At 70.0% G+C, this 18,969-nt stretch carries 21 protein-coding genes; 11 read left to right on the top strand and 10 right to left on the bottom strand.

Annotated features, from left to right (window positions below; all coding sequences use genetic code 11):
- Positions 1–4: 4 nt before the first annotated feature.
- Both SHK19_RS12490 and SHK19_RS12485 read left to right on the top strand, forming a co-directional pair.
- A complete protein-coding gene (locus SHK19_RS12490; RefSeq protein WP_322936405.1) occupies positions 5–628 on the top strand; it encodes a GyrI-like domain-containing protein in 624 nt (207 codons plus the stop codon).
- 26 nt (positions 629–654) lie between these two features.
- Positions 655–1,191 carry a GNAT family N-acetyltransferase gene (locus tag SHK19_RS12485; protein ID WP_322936404.1) on the top strand — a complete coding sequence of 179 codons (537 nt, stop codon included), beginning with the start codon at positions 655–657 and terminating at the stop codon, positions 1,189–1,191.
- Between the two features lie 78 nt (positions 1,192–1,269).
- On the opposite strand, the gene SHK19_RS12480 is transcribed toward SHK19_RS12485, so the two are convergent.
- From SHK19_RS12480 to SHK19_RS12470, 3 genes are all read right to left on the bottom strand, one after another.
- Positions 1,270–2,193, bottom strand: coding sequence for a glutathione S-transferase family protein (locus SHK19_RS12480; protein ID WP_322938692.1), 924 nt, complete (start codon positions 2,191–2,193; stop codon positions 1,270–1,272).
- A 70-nt stretch (positions 2,194–2,263) separates the two neighbouring features.
- Entirely contained in the window at positions 2,264–2,785 is a 522-nt protein-coding gene (locus SHK19_RS12475) for a metallophosphoesterase family protein (protein ID WP_322936403.1), read from the bottom strand.
- 292 nt (positions 2,786–3,077) lie between these two features.
- The gene (locus SHK19_RS12470) at positions 3,078–3,995 is read right to left on the bottom strand and encodes a LysR family transcriptional regulator (protein ID WP_322455287.1); all 918 of its coding nucleotides are present in this window, start codon (positions 3,993–3,995) and stop codon (positions 3,078–3,080) included.
- 98 nt (positions 3,996–4,093) lie between these two features.
- On the opposite strand from SHK19_RS12470, the gene SHK19_RS12465 reads away from it, so the two are divergent.
- Together SHK19_RS12465 and SHK19_RS12460 are read left to right on the top strand one after the other, a co-directional pair.
- Positions 4,094–4,276: a hypothetical protein gene (locus tag SHK19_RS12465; protein ID WP_322936402.1), complete on the top strand. Its 183-nt coding sequence runs from the start codon at positions 4,094–4,096 to the stop codon at positions 4,274–4,276.
- Positions 4,277–4,412: 136 nt separating this feature from the next.
- The gene (locus SHK19_RS12460) at positions 4,413–5,060 is read left to right on the top strand and encodes a class I SAM-dependent methyltransferase (RefSeq protein WP_322936401.1); all 648 of its coding nucleotides are present in this window, start codon (positions 4,413–4,415) and stop codon (positions 5,058–5,060) included.
- A gap of 295 nt (positions 5,061–5,355) precedes the next feature.
- Here the strand turns inward: SHK19_RS12460 and SHK19_RS12455 are convergent, their stop codons facing one another.
- From SHK19_RS12455 to SHK19_RS12440, 4 genes are read right to left on the bottom strand one after another with little or no spacing between them, the layout of a single operon-like run.
- Positions 5,356–6,339, bottom strand: coding sequence for an acyl-CoA dehydrogenase family protein (locus SHK19_RS12455; RefSeq protein ID WP_322936400.1), 984 nt, complete (start codon positions 6,337–6,339; stop codon positions 5,356–5,358).
- Between the two features lies 1 nt (position 6,340).
- Entirely contained in the window at positions 6,341–7,258 is a 918-nt protein-coding gene (locus tag SHK19_RS12450; RefSeq protein ID WP_322936399.1) for an acyl-CoA dehydrogenase family protein, read from the bottom strand.
- On the bottom strand, positions 7,255–8,439 hold the full coding sequence (locus SHK19_RS12445; RefSeq protein ID WP_322936398.1) for an acyl-CoA dehydrogenase family protein: 1,185 nt from the start codon (positions 8,437–8,439) through the stop codon (positions 7,255–7,257). Before SHK19_RS12445 ends, SHK19_RS12450 begins: the two co-directional genes overlap by 4 nt.
- Positions 8,440–9,942, bottom strand: a complete 1,503-nt coding sequence (locus SHK19_RS12440; RefSeq protein WP_322936397.1) for a FadD3 family acyl-CoA ligase — start codon at positions 9,940–9,942, stop codon at positions 8,440–8,442.
- A 64-nt stretch (positions 9,943–10,006) separates the two neighbouring features.
- On the opposite strand from SHK19_RS12440, the gene SHK19_RS12435 reads away from it, so the two are divergent.
- From SHK19_RS12435 to SHK19_RS12420, 4 genes are read left to right on the top strand one after another with little or no spacing between them, the layout of a single operon-like run.
- The gene (locus tag SHK19_RS12435) at positions 10,007–11,206 is read left to right on the top strand and encodes an acyl-CoA dehydrogenase family protein (protein WP_322455280.1); all 1,200 of its coding nucleotides are present in this window, start codon (positions 10,007–10,009) and stop codon (positions 11,204–11,206) included.
- The gene (locus SHK19_RS12430; RefSeq protein ID WP_322936395.1) at positions 11,203–12,006 is read left to right on the top strand and encodes an SDR family oxidoreductase; all 804 of its coding nucleotides are present in this window, start codon (positions 11,203–11,205) and stop codon (positions 12,004–12,006) included. The genes SHK19_RS12435 and SHK19_RS12430 overlap by 4 nt, the downstream gene beginning before the upstream one ends.
- Positions 11,984–12,589 carry a TetR/AcrR family transcriptional regulator gene (locus SHK19_RS12425; protein WP_322936394.1) on the top strand — a complete coding sequence of 202 codons (606 nt, stop codon included), beginning with the start codon at positions 11,984–11,986 and terminating at the stop codon, positions 12,587–12,589. The genes SHK19_RS12430 and SHK19_RS12425 overlap by 23 nt, the downstream gene beginning before the upstream one ends.
- Positions 12,586–13,758, top strand: coding sequence for an acetyl-CoA C-acetyltransferase (locus tag SHK19_RS12420; RefSeq protein WP_322936393.1), 1,173 nt, complete (start codon positions 12,586–12,588; stop codon positions 13,756–13,758). The genes SHK19_RS12425 and SHK19_RS12420 overlap by 4 nt, the downstream gene beginning before the upstream one ends.
- A gap of 357 nt (positions 13,759–14,115) precedes the next feature.
- Here SHK19_RS12420 and SHK19_RS12415 read toward each other — a convergent pair whose 3' ends face one another.
- Both SHK19_RS12415 and SHK19_RS12410 read right to left on the bottom strand, forming a co-directional pair.
- On the bottom strand, positions 14,116–14,343 hold the full coding sequence (locus tag SHK19_RS12415) for a tautomerase family protein (protein WP_322936392.1): 228 nt from the start codon (positions 14,341–14,343) through the stop codon (positions 14,116–14,118).
- A gap of 163 nt (positions 14,344–14,506) precedes the next feature.
- A complete protein-coding gene (locus SHK19_RS12410; RefSeq protein ID WP_322936391.1) occupies positions 14,507–15,568 on the bottom strand; it encodes an alpha/beta fold hydrolase in 1,062 nt (353 codons plus the stop codon).
- Between the two features lie 61 nt (positions 15,569–15,629).
- Between SHK19_RS12410 and SHK19_RS12405 the strand changes: the two genes are divergently transcribed.
- Positions 15,630–16,442 carry a hypothetical protein gene (locus SHK19_RS12405; RefSeq protein WP_322936390.1) on the top strand — a complete coding sequence of 271 codons (813 nt, stop codon included), beginning with the start codon at positions 15,630–15,632 and terminating at the stop codon, positions 16,440–16,442.
- An 11-nt stretch (positions 16,443–16,453) separates the two neighbouring features.
- Here the strand turns inward: SHK19_RS12405 and SHK19_RS12400 are convergent, their stop codons facing one another.
- On the bottom strand, positions 16,454–16,807 hold the full coding sequence (locus SHK19_RS12400; protein WP_322936388.1) for a hypothetical protein: 354 nt from the start codon (positions 16,805–16,807) through the stop codon (positions 16,454–16,456).
- A gap of 78 nt (positions 16,808–16,885) precedes the next feature.
- Between SHK19_RS12400 and SHK19_RS12395 the strand changes: the two genes are divergently transcribed.
- Both SHK19_RS12395 and SHK19_RS12390 read left to right on the top strand, forming a co-directional pair.
- Entirely contained in the window at positions 16,886–17,872 is a 987-nt protein-coding gene (locus SHK19_RS12395; protein WP_322936387.1) for a GNAT family N-acetyltransferase, read from the top strand.
- A gap of 39 nt (positions 17,873–17,911) precedes the next feature.
- Positions 17,912–18,967 carry an alpha/beta fold hydrolase gene (locus SHK19_RS12390; RefSeq protein WP_322455271.1) on the top strand — a complete coding sequence of 352 codons (1,056 nt, stop codon included), beginning with the start codon at positions 17,912–17,914 and terminating at the stop codon, positions 18,965–18,967.
- Positions 18,968–18,969: the final 2 nt, after the last annotated feature.

The raw sequence follows: 18,969 nt of genomic DNA, 5'->3' as shown, positions 1-18,969 counted from the left end.
CGCGGTGAAGACCGACTTCAAGAGGTCGCTGGACGCCTACCAGGCACGCCACGGTGAGTTCCGGATCCTCGACGTTCCGCCGTTGCGGTACCTCATGGTCGACGGCCACGGCGATCCCAACACCGCCACCGATTACGCCGACGCGATCGGGACGCTCTACCCGCTCGCGTACAAGCTCAAGTTCGCCAGCAAGCAGGAGCTGGGTCGCGACTACGTCGTTCCGCCGCTGGAAGCGCTGTGGTGGGCGCCGGACATGGAGGTGTTCACCTCGGCCCGGGACAAGTCCAAGTGGAGCTGGACGACCATGATCATGGTCCCCGATTGGATCGGCGACGACATGTTCGACGACGCCGTCGCCAAGGTCGCCGCGAAGAAACGGCCGGCCGGCCTCGACAGGGTGCGGATCGAGACGCTCCGCGAAGGCACTTGCGTGCAGACACTCCACATCGGGTCCTACGACGACGAGGCGAGCGTGCTCGCTGACCTCCACCACGACTTCATCCCAAACGCAGGACTGCGGATGACCGGGAAGCACCACGAGATCTACCTCAGCGACGCCCGCAAGGTCCCGGCACCGAAGCTCCGGACGATCCTCCGACAACCGGTGGAGCCCGCCGCCGACGGCTGACGCGTGACGCCTGAGAGGGTGCTGTCATGGCGAGCGGGGCGGATCCGGGGCGCGAGGTGGTGCTCGAGACCAGTCGCCTGCTGCTCAGGCCCTGGCGGGTGGCCGAGGCTGCCGTCCAGCGTGAGCTGTGGACCGAACGTGACCCCCGCGTGCCGCCGCACCGTCGGATCGACGCGGAGGGACGCCCCACGGTCGCCGACCTCGAGGAAGCGATCCGCACCCAGAAGCCGTCGTCGATCGGGTTGCTGGCGATCGAACGGAAGGCCGAGGGTGACGTCATCGGCTACTGCGGGCTGATCGACAGCGGACGAGGGCCGGAGGCGGAGCCGGAGCTGGCGTTCGAGCTGCTACGCCGGGTGTGGCGTCAGGGATATGCGACCGAGGCCTCGTTGGCGGTGCTGGACTGGGCGAGAGCATCCGGGTACAGACGGCTGTGGGCCACGGTCTGGGACTGGAACACCCCATCTCGCCGGGTGCTGGCCAAGATCGGCTTCACCGAGACCGAGCGCAGGGAAGCGGACCCGGTCCACGGGACCACCCTGTTCACCACGATCGAGCTCTGATCCGCAGGTCGTCGAGCGCCACGCGCCAGCTCGATGCATCGCGCCAGGAATGCGCCGTGCTCGGTCAGGGGATCGTCCTCAGAGCCGGTCGCGTCCGTGCGGTGCGTGCCAGCCCGCTGGGTCCGGGCCTTTCGGCACGATGCCGTTGGGGTTGATGTCCTCGTGGACGACGTAGTAGTGGCGCTTGATCTGGTCGAAGTCGACGGTCTCACCGAACCCGGGAGTCTGGAAGAGGTCCCGTGCGTAGCCCCAGATGGCGGTCATCTCGGTCAGCTTGTTGCGGTTGCACTTGAAGTGGCCGTGGTACACGGCGTCGAACCGGACGAGCGTGGTGAACAGGCGGACGTCGGCCTCGGTGATCCTGTCGCCCATGAGAAACCGCTGGTGCGACAGCCGGTCCTCGAGCCAGTCCATCGCCGTCCAGACCCGGTCGTACGCCTCGTCGTACGCCTCTTGGGAGCCGGCGAAGCCGCACCGGTAGACCCCGTCGTTGACGTCGCTGAAGACCCGATCCATCACAGTCTCCATCGCGTCCCGGCAGTCGTCGGGCCACAGGTCGGGCGCGTCGGGTCGGTGGTGGTCGCGCCACTCGAAGAAGAAGTCGTGCGTGATCGACGGGAAGTCGTTGGTGACCGCCTGTTTCGACGGGACGTCGACGAGCGTGGGGACGGTGATCCCCTTGGAGTAGTCGGGAAAGCGGGCGAGGAAGGCCTGTTCCAGCCGCTCGTAGCCCAGGACGGGGTCGACGCGGTCCGGGTCCAGGTCGAAGGCCCAGCTGCGCTCGTCGTGGGTCGGACCGGCAAGCCCCATCGAGATCACGTACTCGAGCCCGAGCAGCCGGCGCACGATGATGGCGCGACTCGCCCACGGGCAGGCACGTGCGGCGATCAGCCGGTAGCGGCCCGGCTGCACCTGCCATGTCGGTACGTCGAGCTCCTCGCCGCCGTACGGGTCCTGCGACCGGCCGGGCTCCTTCGTGACCCGGTCCGGGATGTAGCTCATGTCCCGTTCGAAGGCCTTGCCCTTGCTGCTGAATTTCGGCACGTGCTCCCTCTCGTCGACGCCCGCGAGGCTAGGTACCCGGAACCGCTCTCTGGAACAGCCGGTGGAGCTGGACGTCCTCGAGCCGACCGTCCACCGCGACCGCCGTCATGTAGGTGCAGTGCGGCTGGCGACGACGGTCGGTGGGCGAACCCGGGTTGAGCAGTCGCAGTCCGGTGCCTGTCGTGGTGTCCCACGGGATGTGGCTGTGCCCGAAGACGAGGACGTCGAGATCCGGGTACCGCGCACTGCACCGTGCCTCCCGCCCCTGTGCGGCGCCGGTCTCGTGCACGACGCCGAGGCGGACGCCGTCGATCACTGCGCGTTCCTCCTCGCGGAGTCGATGTCTCAGCGCACCGTGGTCGTTGTTGCCGAACACGGCGACCAGACGTCGGGCGCGCTCCTCGAGCTGGTCGAGGAGGCTCTCGTCGACCCAGTCGCCCGCGTGGACGACGACGTCCGCGGCGTCGACCGCCTCCCAGACCTGTGCCGGCAGGTCCCGCGCACGCTTCGGCACGTGCGTGTCGGCGATGATCAGCAACCGGGTCGGCATCCGGCCAGTGAACAGGCCAGGCCGGCGCTGGACAACGCCGGCTGCCCGGGCGGTCACTTACTCGGTGGGCGAGCCACCCGGTTGTCGTGCTGCCCTACGAACTCCGGACCTCACGGCCGAACGGATCACTAGGTAGAGCACTCCGAACATCGCGACGGTGAGTATCGCGAGAAGGACCAGCCACTCAATCCCGGACAACATGCGTCGAGTCTCCCATGCAGCGCGATCGACGAGCGCGGGCGCATCGTGTGCGACCTGGTGCAGCCGTTCTGGTTCTGCGAGTGCTACCTGCTCAGACCGGCTCGGTGATCGACTGGATGTGCTTGGTTGCCAGCTCGATCATCACTTGAGCCGCGGGTGACAGCACTGCACCCTTTCGGTGCACGATCGCCATCACGTCGTACTGCTTGGGGCGTAGCGAGGCGTAGCCGACGTGTGGCGCCAGTTGCGGGATGAGCTGGTTGGCGCCACCGCGGGGGATGACCGAGTCGCCGAAGCCGCGGCCGACCAGGTCGACCGCCGTCTCCACCTCCTCGACCTCGATCCGGGTCTGCGGGTTGTGGCCGGCCTCGTGCAGGAAGCGGCGCAGCACGATGCGGACGGAGTCGCTGGAGCGCCACGTCGTCTCCGGCATGATCAATGACGCCTTTGCGAGCCGCGCCGCGGTCACGGGGGAGGTGAGTCGCGCGGGGTCGGCCGAGATGTAGACGAGCTCGTCGCGGGCCACCGGGATGACCGTCATGCCTTCGCTCTCGACGCTCGTGACGGCGATCATCGCCGCCTCGAGGTGCCCGCGCCGGAGCTGTTCCTGCACCTCGTTGGAGTGCTGGCCGATCAGCTCCACCCGGACGCCGGGGTAGCGCTCGAGCACGTCGGCGACGATCTGTGCGCCGGCGTACAGCCGTGCGGCGCCGAACATCCCGAACCGGATCGTCCCGCTCTCCAGCGACACCGCGCTCTGCACCGCCCGCCGCGCCTCGTCGGCCGCGGCGATCGCCTGCTCGGCGTAGGGGCGGAGGGTGTCGGCCAGCGTGGTCGGTACGACGCCCCGCCCGACCCGTCGGAACAGCGGTACTCCGAGCGTCTTCTCGAGGCCTCGGACTTGTTCGGACACCGAGGGCTGCGCGTAGCCGAGCTCCTCGGCCGCGGCGGTCAGCGAGCCGTGCTCGTAGGTGGAAAGGAAGCAGCGCAGCTGATGCAGGGAAAGCATAGGGATCTCCTTTGGATGCCTCTGGAAAGCGAGGCTACCCCTAGAGATGCGCTTCCGCGATGATTTGACCTACGCAACCGATCTAAGGAGGGTCAACGATGTTCGACAACAACTGCCAGGTGTGCGCCAGCCGAGTGCTCATCTTCCCGAGCCAGATCACGTCGTTGGCCAACACCGACCACGGCATCGTGATCACGTTCACGTGCTGGTGCGGCACGGAGCAGACCCAGGTCATGGGGAAGGCCGCGAGCGCCGACCGCAACCACAGCGTCGCCGCCTGAGTCAGGCGAGCCGGGCTTGGTCCTCGGCGCCAGGTCCGCGGGCGGCGGTAGCGGGCACCCTTTCGGCCCTGCTCTTCGGTCTCGGACCATTCCGCGAACCGACTGCGGCCTGCGCGCGTCCGGCAAACTTAGGGGCATGCACGAGGTTCAGTCGGACGAGCAGGTTCGCTCGGCATATGACGCGAGAGCCGATGAGTACGCGGACGCCTTCCGCTGCACGGAGCCGGAGCAGCCAGTCGAGCTCGCGATGGTGAACCACTTCGCAGGATCGCTCCGAGGCCAGCGGAGAGTTCTGGACGCAGGTTGCGGCGCGGGAAGGTTCCTACCGATCCTTGCCGACCTTCGTTGTGAGGTCGAAGGCCTGGACCTCTCTCCGGGCATGATCCGAAACGCTCGGGCTGATCACCCGTCCTTCGCGACCCAGGTGGGGGCGCTCACGGACCTCCCCTTCGAAGATGCATCGTTCGACGGCTACTTCTCGTGGTACTCAACGATTCACAGCGGCGACCAGGACCTCCAGGAACTCCTTCGAGAGGCCCACCGAGTTCTCCGTCCCGGCGGGTCGATATTGGTTGCGTTCCAGTCGGGCGACGGGGTCCAGGACCTCTCCGAGTCGTACCGGAGGAGGGGCTACGACCTCTCGCTGCTCCGCTACCTGCGGTCGCCTGAACGCATGGCCCACGAACTGACATCAGCAGGGTTCACCCTCGCCGCTCGGCTTGAGCGGGGACCTGTCGGCGACCGAGAGACCGAGAATCAGGCAGTGCTCATCGCGACACGCTGAGCACGCGCTTGTCGGCAACAGCGTGCCTCCGCGGCAGCAGCGTGCAGCCGCCGCGAGCACGCAGGGCGCCAGTAGCGCGTTCTCGCCGTCAGACGTCGCGCGCAAATTTCGGTCGGCTGCTCGGCTGTTCGCAGCCTTGCAACTGGTCGCGTCCGGGTCCGCCGATGCGGTATCAGCGAACTGCCGTCGCACCGAGAGTCGGTGAAAGCCTCGCGCGCTGCTCGGTGATAGAGGGCACTTGCGTGTGGCGCCAGGCGAGCCAGCGCTCCGGGGTCGGTCGACCTGTGCGACCCGCTCAGACGGTGATCGCCGCGCGGTGGTGGTGCGGCGCGCCGAAGAGCTGGCCGAGGGCGTGCGCGCGCTTGAAGACCAGGTGGGCGTCGTGCTCCCAGGTGATCGCGATGCCGCCATGCAGCTGCACGCACTCGCCGGCCAGGTGCGCGGCCGCTTCGAGACAGTACGACGCCGCGGTGCGGGTCAGTACCTCAGCGCCGGCGGCGTCCGTGGCGAGCGCGTAGGAAGCGGCCCACGAGGCGGACCGGCCGATCTCGAGCCGCGCGAGCATCTCGGCCATCCGGTGCTTGAGTGCCTGGAACGAGCCGATCGGTCGCCCGAACTGGACCCGTTCCTTGCTGTAGTCGACCGTCATCCGGAGGGCCCGGTCGCAGAGGCCCACCGCGAGGGCGGCGGCCGCCGCCGGGCCGACCAGCTCGGCGCGGGTACGGGCGGCGGCTCCGTCACCGACCACGGTCGTCGTCGCGCCGGCGCGGTCGAGGTGGGCCAGCCGGATCGTCTGATCCATCGACTCGGCCCAGGTGGCAGCCGCGCCGGTGACCTCGAGCAGGTCGTCCCCGTCGAGCGCGAGCACGATCACGGCTCTGTCCCCGTCGAGCACCGGGCCGTCGCCGACGGCGATTGTGGCGATCTCGCCAGCGGCGATGCGGGGGAGCAGCCGCGCCTTGGCCTCCTCGGTGCCACCGGCAAGCAGTGCCTCCGCCGCGATCGCCGAAGCGAGCAGAGGAGTGGGCGCGAGGGAGCGCCCGAGCTCCTCGAGCACGATCGCGGTCTCAAAGAAGGTCGCCCCGGCGCCGTCGTACTCCTCCGGGATCGCGAGCGCGGCGACGCCGACCTGCTCGCAGAGCGTCGACCACAGCGCCGGGTCGTAGCCCTCCTCGGCCGCGATGGCGGAGCGGACGGCGGCCGGGTCGGCCTGCTTGGTCAGCACCGCCCGGACGGTGGCGGCCAGCTCGCCCTGCTCCTCACTGAGCGCGAACTCCATCTCAGCCCCCTGTCTGCGCCGTCAGCGAGGCGAGGATCCGGCCCCGGTGGAACGTAGGCGTGCCCCAGGCCGTCACCAGCGCCCGGATCTTGGTGATCCAGATGCTGAGGTCGAACTCCTGGGTGTAGCCGATCGCGCCGTGCACCTGCAGGCCGGTGCGAGCGGCGAGGTACGCCGCGTCCCCGCACATCACCTTCGCGGCCGACACGGCTCGCGGCGCCGTCTCGACAGGCTCGGCCAACGACACGGCGGCGCCGTGGACGAGCGGGCGGGCGAAGTCGAGCGCGATCCGCACGTCGGCCAGCTGGTGCTTGATCGCCTGGTAGGAGCCGATCTCGCGCCCGAACTGCCGCCGCTGCTTCGCGTAGGCCACCGTGTCCGCGAGGACCCGCTCGCCGAGGCCGAGCAGCTGGGCCGCGGTGGCGAGGGCCGAGAGGTCGAAGGCCGCGTCCTCGGGCGCCGGGTCGGAGGCGGCGACCTCGAACAGGTGGCGCGTCCGGTCGACCGATCCGTGCCGGTCGCCGGGTGTCACCTCGGTGAGCCCGTTCGGACCCGCGAGGTAGACGGCATCGGCGACATCGGCGTCGAGGGCGAACGGTGCGTGCGGGGGCGCCGCCACGGTGGCGACGCCCTCGACCTCCCGGCCGAGCGCGATGGGGAGGTAGGCGGCGGACTCGACCCACGGGCCGGGTACGGCGTACCGCCCGAGTGCCTCGAACGCGATCACGACCTCGACCGGTGAGGCGTCGGTCGCGAGCACGGTCACGCCCTGCTCGGCGAGCCGCGCCCACAGCTTCAGGCCGGGCTCGTGGTCACCGTCCGCCCAGGCGCGCGCGACGGCGGCTGTGTCCGCGCCCGACAGCAGGCGCTCGAGGGCGTCGCCGAACGCGCGCTGCTCCTCGGTGAGCTCGAACCTCATCGCTGCGCCCCCTTGGGTTCGCGGGGCAGGCCGAGGATCCGCTCGGCGATGATGTTGCGCTGGATCTCGTTGGTGCCGGCGTAGATCGGGCCCGAGAGCGCGAACGTGTAGCCGTCCAGCCAGGTGGAGTCCAGCTCCGCGTCGGTACCGAGCAGGTCGAGCGCGGTCTCGTGGAGCGCGATGTCGAGCTCGCTCCACCACACCTTGTTGACCGACCCGGCCGCGCCCATCTCACCGCCGTCGGCGAGCCGCGTGACCGTGCCCCACGTGTAGAGGCGGTAGGCCTCGGCCTTGAGCCAGGCGTCGACCACGTTCTTCCCGACGTCGGAGGTTTCGAGGCTCGGCGCTGGGGCGCCTCGCACCTCAACCGCCGACGAGCGGTACAGGTCGACCAGCCGGTCGGCGGCCGCGCAGAACCGGCCGGGGGAGCGGAGGGAGAGCCCCCGCTCGTTGCCGGCGGTGCTCATGGCCACCCGCCAGCCGTCGCCCGGCGCGCCGAGGACGTCGGCGTCCGGCACGAAGACGTCGTCGAAGAACACCTCGGCGAAGCCGGCCTCGCCGTCGAGCTGGGCGATCGGCCTCACCGTGACGCCGTCGGCGTCGAGGGGGAAGAGGAAGTACGTCAGCCCGTGGTGCCGCGCGGCCTCCGGGTCGGACCGGAACAGCCCGAAGCCCCAGGTGGCGTACGTCGCCCGCGACGACCAGGTCTTCTGACCGTTGAGGACCCACCCTCCCCGCCCGTCGTCGCGGCGGGCGGTCGAATTGAGCGAGGCGAGGTCGGAGCCGGCCTCGGGCTCGGACCAGCACTGGGCCCAGATCTCCTCGCCGGTGGCCATCGTCGGCAGGAAGCGGTCCTGCTGGTCCTTGGTCCCGTGCTCGAAGATGATCGGCGCGAGCAGGAAGATGCCGTTCTGGGAGACCCGTCCGGGCGCGCCCGCGCGGTAGTACTCCTCCTCGAAGATCACCCACTCGATCAGTGACGCATCGCGGCCGTGGTAGTCCCGCGGCCACGAGACGACCGACCAGCGGTCGGCGGCCAGTCGCGCCTCCCACTCCTGGTGGAGGGCCCAGCCCTCGGCCGTGTCCATCGACGGCAACGGCTCGGCCGGCACGTTCGCCGCCAGCCACGCGCGGGCCTCGGCCTGGAAGGCCAGCTCCGACTCGCTCAGCTCGAGATCCACTTACTTCCTCAGCTCGTTCTTCAAGACCTTGCCGGACAGGTTGCGGGGGAGCGCCTCGACCGTCTCCACGAGTCGCGGCACCTTGAAGTTGGCGAGGCGCTGCCTGGCGAAGGCGATCACCTCGTCGGCGCTCGCCGTACCGACGACGTACGCCTTGCCGACCTCGCCCATCCGCTCGTCGGGCACGCCTACGACGGCGACGTCCTGGATGCCGTCCATCCGCATCAGCGCCTGCTCGACCTCGGCGGGATAGACGTTGAAGCCGCCGGAGATGTACATGTCCTTGAGCCGGTCGGTGATCCGAAGGTTGCCCTCGTCGTCGAGCACGCCGACGTCGCCGGTGTGCAGCCAGCCGTCCGCGTCGATCGCCTCGGCCGTGGCGGCGGGGTCGTCGAGGTAGCCGAGCATCACGTAGTCGCCTCGCACCAACAGCTCACCAGCCTCCCCGGCAGGAGCGTCGATCCGGGTCTCCATGCCGGGGATCGCGCGGCCGCAGGTCGTCGCGACCGTCTCCGCGGAGTCGCCGTCGCGGCACATGGTGACGACCACGGCCTCGGTCATCCCGAAGGCGGTGACGACGTGGTCGATCGCGAGCTCGTCCCTCATCCGCTCGATCAGCACGACGGGTACGACGGCCGCGCCGGTCACCGCCAACCGCAGGGACGAGAGGTCGCGCTCCGCGCGGCCCGGCGCGGTGAGCAGCGACTGGTAGATCGTCGGAGCGCCCGGCAGCAGGGTGATCCGCTCCGACTCGATCAGCTGCATGGTCTGGTCGACGTCGAACGTCGCGACCGGGTAGAGGGTGGCGCCGGTCAGCAGCCCGACCAGGATCCCGATCTTGTAGCCGAAGGAGTGGAAGAACGGGTTGACCACCAGGTAGCGGTCGTCGGCACTCACGCCGCCGAGCTCGGCCCACGCGCGCGCGACACCGATGCTCTGCCGGTGGGCGCTCATCGCGCCCTTCGGCCGCCCCGTCGTCCCGGAGGTGAAGAGGATGTCGGCGACGTCGTCGGGGGAGACCGCGTCCGCGCGGGCCTCGACCTCGTCGATCGTCACCTCGCGCACGTGCCGCTCCTCGCCGCGATGGTCGAGGGACAGCCGGGAGAGCTCGCCCATCGCGCGCACGGACGGGAGGTCGCTGGCCGCGCGCAGCTCCTGGACCTGGCTGCGACCGAGGAACCCGTCGGCCACCATCACCACGGTGGCGCCGGTGCGGTCGACCAGGTCGGCGACCTCGTGACCGGTGTACCGGGAGTTGGCGGGGACGAGGGTGCCGCCGGCGTACGTCGTCGCCAGCGCCGCGATCACCCACTCGATGCTGTTGGGGCCCCACACGACGACGGGTTCGCCCGCGGCCAGACCGTGGCCGACGTAGCGCCGGGCCAGCTCCCGCACCTGGTCGTGGAGCTCCGCGAAGCTGACGGCCCGCGCACCCTCGACGTAGGCAGGCTGGTCGCCGTACCTCTCCGCGGCGGCGCGCAGGATCGCCGGAATCGTGTCCACCCCTGTCCTCTCGTTGGCTGAGCTTGTCGAAGCCTACCAAGCATTTGCTTGGTATGGTGCAGGTGTGGACCTGACCGAGAGCGCCGAGGATCGCGCCTTCCGCGAGGAGGTGCGCACCTGGTTGGGCGAGCACCTGGTCGGCGAGTGGCGCGATCTGGTCGGCTTCGGAGGCCCGGGCCGCGATCACGAGGCGTTCGAGGAGCGGCTGGCCTGGAACCGGCTCCTCGCCGAGCACGGCTGGACCTGCGTCGGCTGGCCGGAGGAGCACGGCGGCCGCGGGCTCTCCCTGTGGCAGCAGGTGATCTTCCACGAGGAGTACGCCCGCGCCGACGCGCCGCACGGCGTCAACCACCTTGGCGAGACGTTGCTCGGTCCCACCGTGATCGCGTTCGGCACCGACGCGCAGAAGGAGCGCTTCCTGCCGCCGATCCGCGCGGTCGAGGAGCTGTGGGCGCAGGGTTACTCCGAGCCGAACGCCGGGTCCGACCTCGCGAACGTCCAGACCAGGGCGCGCCTCGAGGGTGACGAGTGGGTGATCGACGGACAGAAGGTGTGGACCTCCAACGCGCACCAGAGCGACTGGTGCTTCGTCATCTGCCGCTCCGAGCCGGGATCGTCCCGCCACCACGGTCTGTCGTTCCTGCTCGTGCCGCTCCAGCAGGACGGCGTCGAGATCCGACCGATCGAGCAGCTGACCAGCGGCTCGGAGTTCAACGAGGTGTTCTTCACCGGCGCCCGCACCGCCGCCGACCTGGTCGTCGGTGAGCCGGGGCAGGGCTGGGGAGTGGCGATGGGCCTGCTCGGCTTCGAGCGCGGGGTGTCGACGCTCGGCCAGACCGTCGGTTTCGCGCGCGAGCTCGACGACGTCATCGGGCGGGCCAGGGACAACGGCAGCATCGACGACCCGATCGTCCGCGACCGGCTGGCGCGGCTCAAGGTCGAGCTCAGCGCCATCCGCAGCTTCGCGCTGCGCGCGCTGGCGCTGGTCGAGGGCGGCCAGGACTCGAGTGCGGGCGGGGGAGCGGGCTCGATCTTCAAACTGGCCTGGGCCAACTGGCACCGGCAGCTGGGCGAGGTGGCGATGGACGTCGTCGGCGCGTCCGGGCTGCTCACCAAGGGCACGGACACGCCCTACGACCTCGACGAGCACCAGCGGCTCTTCCTCTTCTCCCGCTCCGACACGATCTACGGCGGCAGTGACGAGGTCCAGAAAAACATCCTCGCCGAGCGGGTGCTCGGCCTACCGAGGGAGCCCAAGGGATGACGACCCTCCGAGCTGAGCAGCCGACACCCGAATACGTGCCGGGCCACGGACTGCTGCGCGACCAGGTGGTTGTGGTGACCGCGGCTGCGGGTGCCGGCATCGGCGCGGCCGTCGTACGCCGGGCGCTCGAGGAGGGCGCGAACGCGGTGGTGTTCAGCGACACCCACGAGCGCCGGCTCGCGGAGGCCGAGGAGGCCCTCGCCGAGGAGTTCGGCGCCGACCGCGTCCGGCAGCTGGTCTGCGACGTCACCGACGAGTCCCAGGTGGGTGCGCTGCTCGACGCGGCCGACGAGTTCGGCGGCGTCGACGTGATGATCAACAACGCGGGTCTGGGTGGCACCGCGAGCGTGCTGGAGATGACCGACGACCAGTGGTCGAAGGTCCTCGACATCACCCTGACCGGCACCTTCCGCTGTGTCCGCGCCGCGGGTCAGCGGATGGTCGCGGCGGGCAAGCCGGGAGTCATCGTCAACAACGCCTCGGTGATCGGCTGGCGTGCGCAGGAAGGCCAGGCCCACTACGCGGCGGCGAAAGCCGGCGTCATGGCGCTGACCCGGTGCTCCGCGATCGACCTGGCTCCGCACGGGATCCGGGTCAACGCCGTCTCCCCGAGCCTGGCCATGCACCCGTTCCTGGAGAAGGTGACGTCGCCCGAGCTGCTCGTCGAGCTCAAGCAGCGCGAGGCGTTCGGGCGCGCCGCCGAGCCCTGGGAGGTCGCCAACGTGATGGTGTTCCTCGCCAGCGGCTACTCGTCCTACCTGACCGGTGAGGTGATCAGTGTCAGCAGTCAGCACGCCTGAGCCGACGCGACGCGACCAGCTGCTGGCCATCGCGGCGCAGCTGTTCGCCGAGAAGGGCTTCAAGAACACGACGGTCCGCGACATCGCCGACGCCGCCGGGATCCTGTCCGGCAGCCTCTACCACCACTTCGACTCCAAGGAGTCGATGGTCGACGAGATCCTCTCGACCTTCCAGGCAGAGCTGTTCGGGGACTACGACGAGATCCTGGCCAGTGACGAGGACGCGCGCACCAAGCTCGAGCGCGCCGTGCGGGTGTCCTTCGAGGCGATCGACCAGCACCCGCACGAGGTCGCGATCTACCAGAACGAAGCCGACCACCTCGGCACGTTCGAGCGGTTCGGCTACCTCGCCGACCGCAACACCCAGTCCCGCCAGGTGTGGGTCACGTTGATCGAGGAGGGCGTGCGCACCGGCGTCCTCCGTCCCGACCTCGACGTCACCCTCACCTACCGCTTCATCCGCGACACCGTGTGGGTCGCCGTCCGGTGGTACCGCCCTGCTCAGTCGCGGGGTGGCGGCCACACCCACACCGAGGTCGCCGACCAGTACGTCCGCATCCTCCTCGACGGGATCTCCTCATGAACAACGCCAACCCCGCCTACATCGTCGACGCCGTCCGCACGCCGGTGGGCAAGCGCGGCGGCCCGCTCGCCCCGGTGCACTCCGCCGACCTGGCCGCCCACACCATCACCGCCCTGATCGACCGCACCGGGGTCGACCCGGGTGCCGTCGACGACGTCATCCTCGGCTGTTGCGACACGATCGGCTCCCAGGCCGGCGACGTCGCGCGGACGGCATGGCTGGTGGCCGGGCTGCCCGACCACGTGCCCGGCGTGACCATCGACCGGCAGTGCGGATCGTCCCAACAGGCTGTGCACTTCGCCGCCCAGGGCGTCATGTCGGGCACCCAGGACCTGGTCGTCGCCGGCGGCGTGCAGAACATGAGCGCCATCCCGATCTCGGCGGCGATGCTGGTCGGCCAGCAGTACGGGTTCTCGACGCCGTTCGCCGAGTCACCCGGCTGGCAGAAGCGGTACGGCGACCAGGAGGTCAGCCAGTTCCGCTCCGCCGAGATGATCGCGGAGAGGTGGGGCATCTCCCGGGAGGAGATGGAGGCCTTCGCACTCGCGTCGCACGAGCGGGCCTGGACGGCGATCGCGGAGGGCCGGTTCGACAACGAGATCGTGCCGCTCGTCCATGACGACGGCAGCGAGTTCACGACCGACCAGTGCCCGCGCGAGACGTCGCTGGAGAAGATGGCCGGCCTCGAGCCGCTCACCCCCGGCGGCCGGATCACCGCCGCGGTCGCGTCCCAGATCTGCGACGCCTCCTCGGCGACGCTGATCGCGTCCGAGGCCGCGATCGCAGCGCACGGGCTGACGCCGCGGGCCCGCATCCATCACCTCTCGGTGCGCGGCGACGACCCGGTGTGGATGCTCACCGGACCGATCGACGCGACCAGGCACGCGCTGGAGAAGACCGGCATGAGCGTCGACGACATCGACCTGTTCGAGTGCAACGAGGCGTTCGCGTCCGTCGTGCTCGCCTGGATGAAGGAGACCGGCGCGCCGCACGACAAGGTCAACGTCAACGGCGGCGGCATCGCCCTCGGTCACCCGATCGGCGCCACCGGCACCCGGCTGATGACGACGCTCCTCAACGAGCTCGAGCGCACCGGCGGGCGCTTCGGCCTCCAGACGATGTGCGAGGGCGGCGGCCAGGCCAACGTGACCATCATCGAGCGCCTCTGACCCGTCTCACCGGTCCGAGAGCCCGACGACGGAGATGTCGACGTACGCGAAGACGGCGCTCCTTTCGCTGCGGTCCCAGGCCCACAGTGAGCACTCGACGCCCACGATGTGACGACCTGCCGGATAGACGTGGGAGACTGCCGTCAACGTCGCCTGTTGACCGGCGCCCTCGCGCGGATCCGTCCAGGGGGCGATCTCACCTTCGTCGTCGTACTTGAACTGGGGCCAGCGCGTACGCCGTACCGCTGGTCAGCACCAGGAACAGGGCGAGCAGCCCCACCCCTTGTTGGGCTAGGGACTTGCCGAGGTTCGCGAGCATCATTCCTCCAGAGGTCTGATGGGTGCCTACGGTCGGGATCAACCGACGGCCACGCCGCGCGCCAGGGTCAACACGTCCTCGGTGGTCAGCGGCTGACCTCCGATGCCCCAGTCACCGCTACCGACTTCCTCGACGACGCACCAGGTGACGGAGCGCATGTTCTCGCCCTCGATCCCGACCATCGTCTCGGTCAGCTTCCGCACGATGTCCTGCTTCTGCTCTGGCGTGAACACGCCCTCGATGAGCTTGACGTTGATGAACGGCATGTCGGCTTCTCCCTTGGGTGTTGGCGCTTTTGCTTCGAGTGGAAGCGTTCTCGACGCTAGGCGCGCGGGTGCCGAGGCCGCATCGGCGCTACCCGACAGAAACGGAGCGCCGTTGGCGGCCCCGGTGTCGGGTGCTACGTAGAGCCCCCGCTAGGGGCAGCCTTCAGATTCCCGGCTCCAGCTCGGGCAGCCTGGCGGCGGCTGCTGCCCGAGCCGACTTGCCGGTGAGCTCGAGCTTCGAGTAGATGTTGGAGAGGTGGCGCTCGACCGTCCGCGTGCTCAGCGACAATTGGGAACCGATCTCCTCGTTGCTGCGTCCGTGAGCGACGAGCCGCAGCACCTCTACTTCCCGGACCGTCAGCTCCGCTCTGGCGCCGCCCCGCTCCGCTACGCCGACGAATGCCGTCACTTCGGCGAGGAAGTCGGGCCACGCCGGCTCATCAGCGAGCAGGATGTGGTTCTGGCTGTGCAACGGGACGAACCGTGCTCCTGGGATGAGGCCCGCCAGTTGACGACCCTGCTCGAAAGGAACGGCCTGGTCTCCGTCGGCATGCATGACGAGCGTGCGTGCGGAGACCGCCCTGGCCGACGAGGTGACGTCCAACATGGCGCGTGCGCGACTGCTGGCGAACGCCGCTTCAGCCGACATCGACCGGCGCTGGAGCTCGTCGAACCATCGCATCTGAGTCTCGGATGCCCCTGGGATGAAGGAGGATGTGAACACGCGACGGAAGACGGGGTTCGCTCGGCCCCAACCGACCTTGATCATGCGTGCGCGCAGGTCCCTCTCCTCGATCTCCTCCTCGGTGGCACTTCTCGCCAAGGCACCCTGTCCGTACGCTCCGCAGAGGACCAGGCTCGTGACCCTGCCGGGATGTGCTCGCGCGTACTCGACCGCCACAGCCCCACCTTGTGACATGCCCAGGAGGGTGAAGCTGCTCAGCCGCGCGGCATCGACCACTGCCTCGAGGTCTGCCATCCAGGCGGCGAGCGAGTACTCGGTCGGAGCGCGGTCGGACAGACCGCAGCCTCGGTCGTCGTACCGGACAACGGTGAATCGCTGCCCGAGGTCCTCCAGCCAATGACTCCACACGGGGCTCGACCAGTCGAAGTCGAGGTGCGTCAGCCAGGTCCCCACGCGCACCAGCGCCGGGCCACTCCCGTGCCGCGACCACGCGATGCGGGTGCCGTCCGCAGAGGTCGCGAAGGCGGCCTCGGTCCTCACCCCGCGAGTGTAAGGCGGCTGTGCCCGCCCGCGTCGCTATGGGCGGCTGGGAGAATCAGGCGTGCCCTGGTCGACGACGTCCGATGTCCACGCGTTCATCGCGGCGGTGGGGGAGTTCCTGTCCTCGCGCCCTATCGAGCACAGCCCGCTGCTGACCGAGGCCGACCACCTCCGCCGCAACTCGGAGCCGGACGCCGGCCAGGCCTACGGCTGGTGGACCGGCGAGCACGGAGAAGTGGCTGGCGCGTTCCTCCAGGCGCCGCGGCACCCGCCGATCCTGACCCCGCTACCCGCCGCGGCGGTCGACGACCTGGTCGCGGTGCTCCCCGTCGACGACGGAGTCGGGTGCGACGTCACGACCGTCGACGCCGCGCTGGACGCGTGGCAGCGTGCGGGTGCGACGCTCGAACCGCGACACCGGCTGGTCGTCCACCGCCTCGACAGGCTACGACCGCCGCCGCTCCCGCCGGGCCGCGCTCGCTCGGCCGGACCCGGCGACACGGAGCTGCTGCACCGGTGGTTCGGCGAGCTGATGGCGGCGCACCCCGGCGATGCGAGCGACCGCTCCTACGTGATCGACGACCCGCTCGCCGAAGGACGGATCGTGCTCTGGGAGGCCGACGGCGTTCCTGAGGCGATGGCGGGTCGGAGCCGCGTGGTCGACGGCATGACGAGGCTCGGCGCGACCTACGTCCCGACGGGGGACGCGCGGGTGGAGACCGCCGTCCTCGCCGCAGGGTCGGCCGCGGCCGCCGCGGTCGCGGAGGACGTCCTCGTCCTTTCCGCGAGGTCCGACCGGGCCGCGAGCGCCCAGCTCGCCGCGCTCGGCTACCGCGCGGTCCGGGAGCGGATCCTGCTGGCTCCGGTCATCTGACTCGGCGGGAGTCAGCGGGCGACGACCCACCAGAGACCCGCGGTCACCGGGATCAGACCGGTGAGCATCCACCACGTGAGCAGCGGCTTCTTGTTGATCGCGCGCACGGCGCCGATCCCGACCAGGTAGAACGCGGCGCCGAGCAGGATCAGGATGATCTGGGCGTCGCGCCGGTCGTCACTGATCGCGTCGGCGGCGAGGACCAGGCCGACCGTCAGGTGGACGAGGGTGGTGATGATCAGCACCGAGATCACCCGACGCTGGACCCGCTGCAACCGTTCCAGGTCCTTCGGGTCGGCGACCTTCCGCGGCGCATCCGGGTCCATCAGGTGCCGACGTCGGGGCGTCGGCGACTGCTGGCTCACGCTCCTGAGGTTATCGGGGCAGCGCCTCCTGCCAGTAATCCGGTGGCGGAGGCGCCGCCGTCGCTGGATGCTGGCCACATGGACATCACACGGTTCGGCCCCGACGACGTGGCCGCGCTCAAGGAATGGGTCGAGCTCTCCGACGCGGTGCGGCTGGAGGACTCCCCGTGGGAGACGGAAGTGACCCTCCTCCGGACAGAGGCGCGGTTCCGGGTCGGCTGGGACGGCGAGCCGTCGACGCCGTACCTCGCCACCGTCGACGGCACCGTCGTCGGCGGCGGGGCGATCAACACCAGCGAGTACGACAACCTGCACCTCGCCTGGCTCGGCGTCCTCGTGCACCCCGACCACCGACGTCAGGGCTACGGCAGCGGGATCCTCGCCCACCTCGAGGACGAGGTGCGCCGGATGGGTCGCACCAGCGTCGGCATGGACGGCTGGGAGTCCGACGCGACGCGCGGCTTCGCCGCCAAGCACGGCTACGAGAAGAAGCACCAGGCGATCGCCCGACGCCAGTACCTCGCCGACATCGACCGCGCCGAGCTCGACAGGCGGTACGACGAGGCGCTCGCAGCCGCCACCGACTACGCGTTGGAGCGCCAGCTGCTCCCCACCCCGGAGGCGGACCTCGACGACCTCGCCGAGATGGCATCGGCGATCAACGACGCCCCCACCGACGACCTCGAGATCGAGGACGAGGTGTTCAACGCCCAGCGGATGAAGGCCTACGAGGACGCCTGCGCGTTCCGCCGGGAACGCGCCTACCGCGTGGTCGCGCGACACGTGCCGAGCGGCAAGCTCGCCGGGCAGACCGTCGTGGTCGTCGAGTCGGAGCGGCCGGCGTACGGCGACCAGCACGACACATCCGTAGTACGCGCGCACCGCGGCCACCGGCTCGGTCTCCTGCTGAAGGTCGAGATGCTCCGCTGGTTGGCCGAGGCGGAGCCGCAGGTCGAGCACATCGAGACCTTCAACGCGGAGTCGAACGACCACATGATCGGCGTCAACGAGGTCCTGGGCTACCGCGTCATGGCCCGTGAGCTGGCCTTCCAGAAGTCGCTCTAGACCGCACCGCGGGGGTGTCGGGCGAAGTAGCCTGACCGCGTGGGAACCGGGAGCCAGGCGAGGGTGAACCAGGAGGTCAGGTTCTGCCGCGCCGACGACGGCGTCCGGCTGGCCTGGGCTCGGCACGGCTCGGGCCCGCCACTGCTGATCGTCTCCTGCTGGCTGAGCCACCTCCAGCACGACTGGCAGAGCCCGGTCTGGCGGCACTTCCTCGACGACCTCGGTGACATCGCCACCGTGGTGCGGTACGACGAGCGTGGTTTCGGGTTGTCCGAATGGGAGGTGTCCGACTTCTCCCTCGACCGCCGGCTCGCCGACCTCGAGACCCTGGTGGAGGCGACGGGCATGGACCGGTTCGCACTCCTGGGGATGTCGGGTGGGGCGCCGGTCGCGCTCGCCTACGCCCACGCCCACCCCGAACGGGTCAGCCGGATGGTGCTGTACGGCGCCATGGCGGCCGGAGGTCTGAGGCAGGAGGACTCGGCCGAGGAGGCGGCGTTCCTGGCCATGATCCGCGCGGGCTGGGCGCGCCCGGACCCGCTCTTCCGACGGGTGTTCACCAACGCGTTCATCCCCGGCGCGAACGAGCAGCAGATGGAGTGGATGGACGAGCTGCAGCGCACCTCGACCAACACCGACAACGCGGTCTGCAGCCGGATCGCCCGCCACGAGACCGACGTGTCCGACCTGCTGCCCGGCATCGCCGTACCCACGCTGGTGCTGCATGCCGACGACGATCGGGTCGCACCCGAGTGGGGCATCCGGCTCGCTGCCGAGATCCCCAGCGCCCGCCTGGTGATGCTCGAGTCCCGCAACCACGTGCTGCTCTCGGACGAGCCGGCCTGGGCAGTCTTCCGCCGTGAGGTCGCCGAGTTCCTCGAGCCCGACCGGGTGACCGTCCCGGTCGACCACCTCTCGGACCGGGAGCGGGAGATCCTGCTGCTCGCCGCAGAGGGCCTCGACAACGGCGAGATCGCCGAGCGGCTCACCCTCAGCGTGCGGACCGTCGAGCGGCACTTCCAGAACGTCTACCTCAAGCTCGGCCTGTCCGGCCGCACCGCGCGCGCCGCCGCGGTGGCCAGGGTGCTCGCCTGACC

The organism is Nocardioides bizhenqiangii, from assembly GCF_034661235.1.
Lineage (GTDB): Bacteria > Actinomycetota > Actinomycetes > Propionibacteriales > Nocardioidaceae > Nocardioides > Nocardioides bizhenqiangii.
Note: the sequence above shows the minus strand (reverse complement) of the source record. Positions and strands in the feature narration are given on the sequence as shown.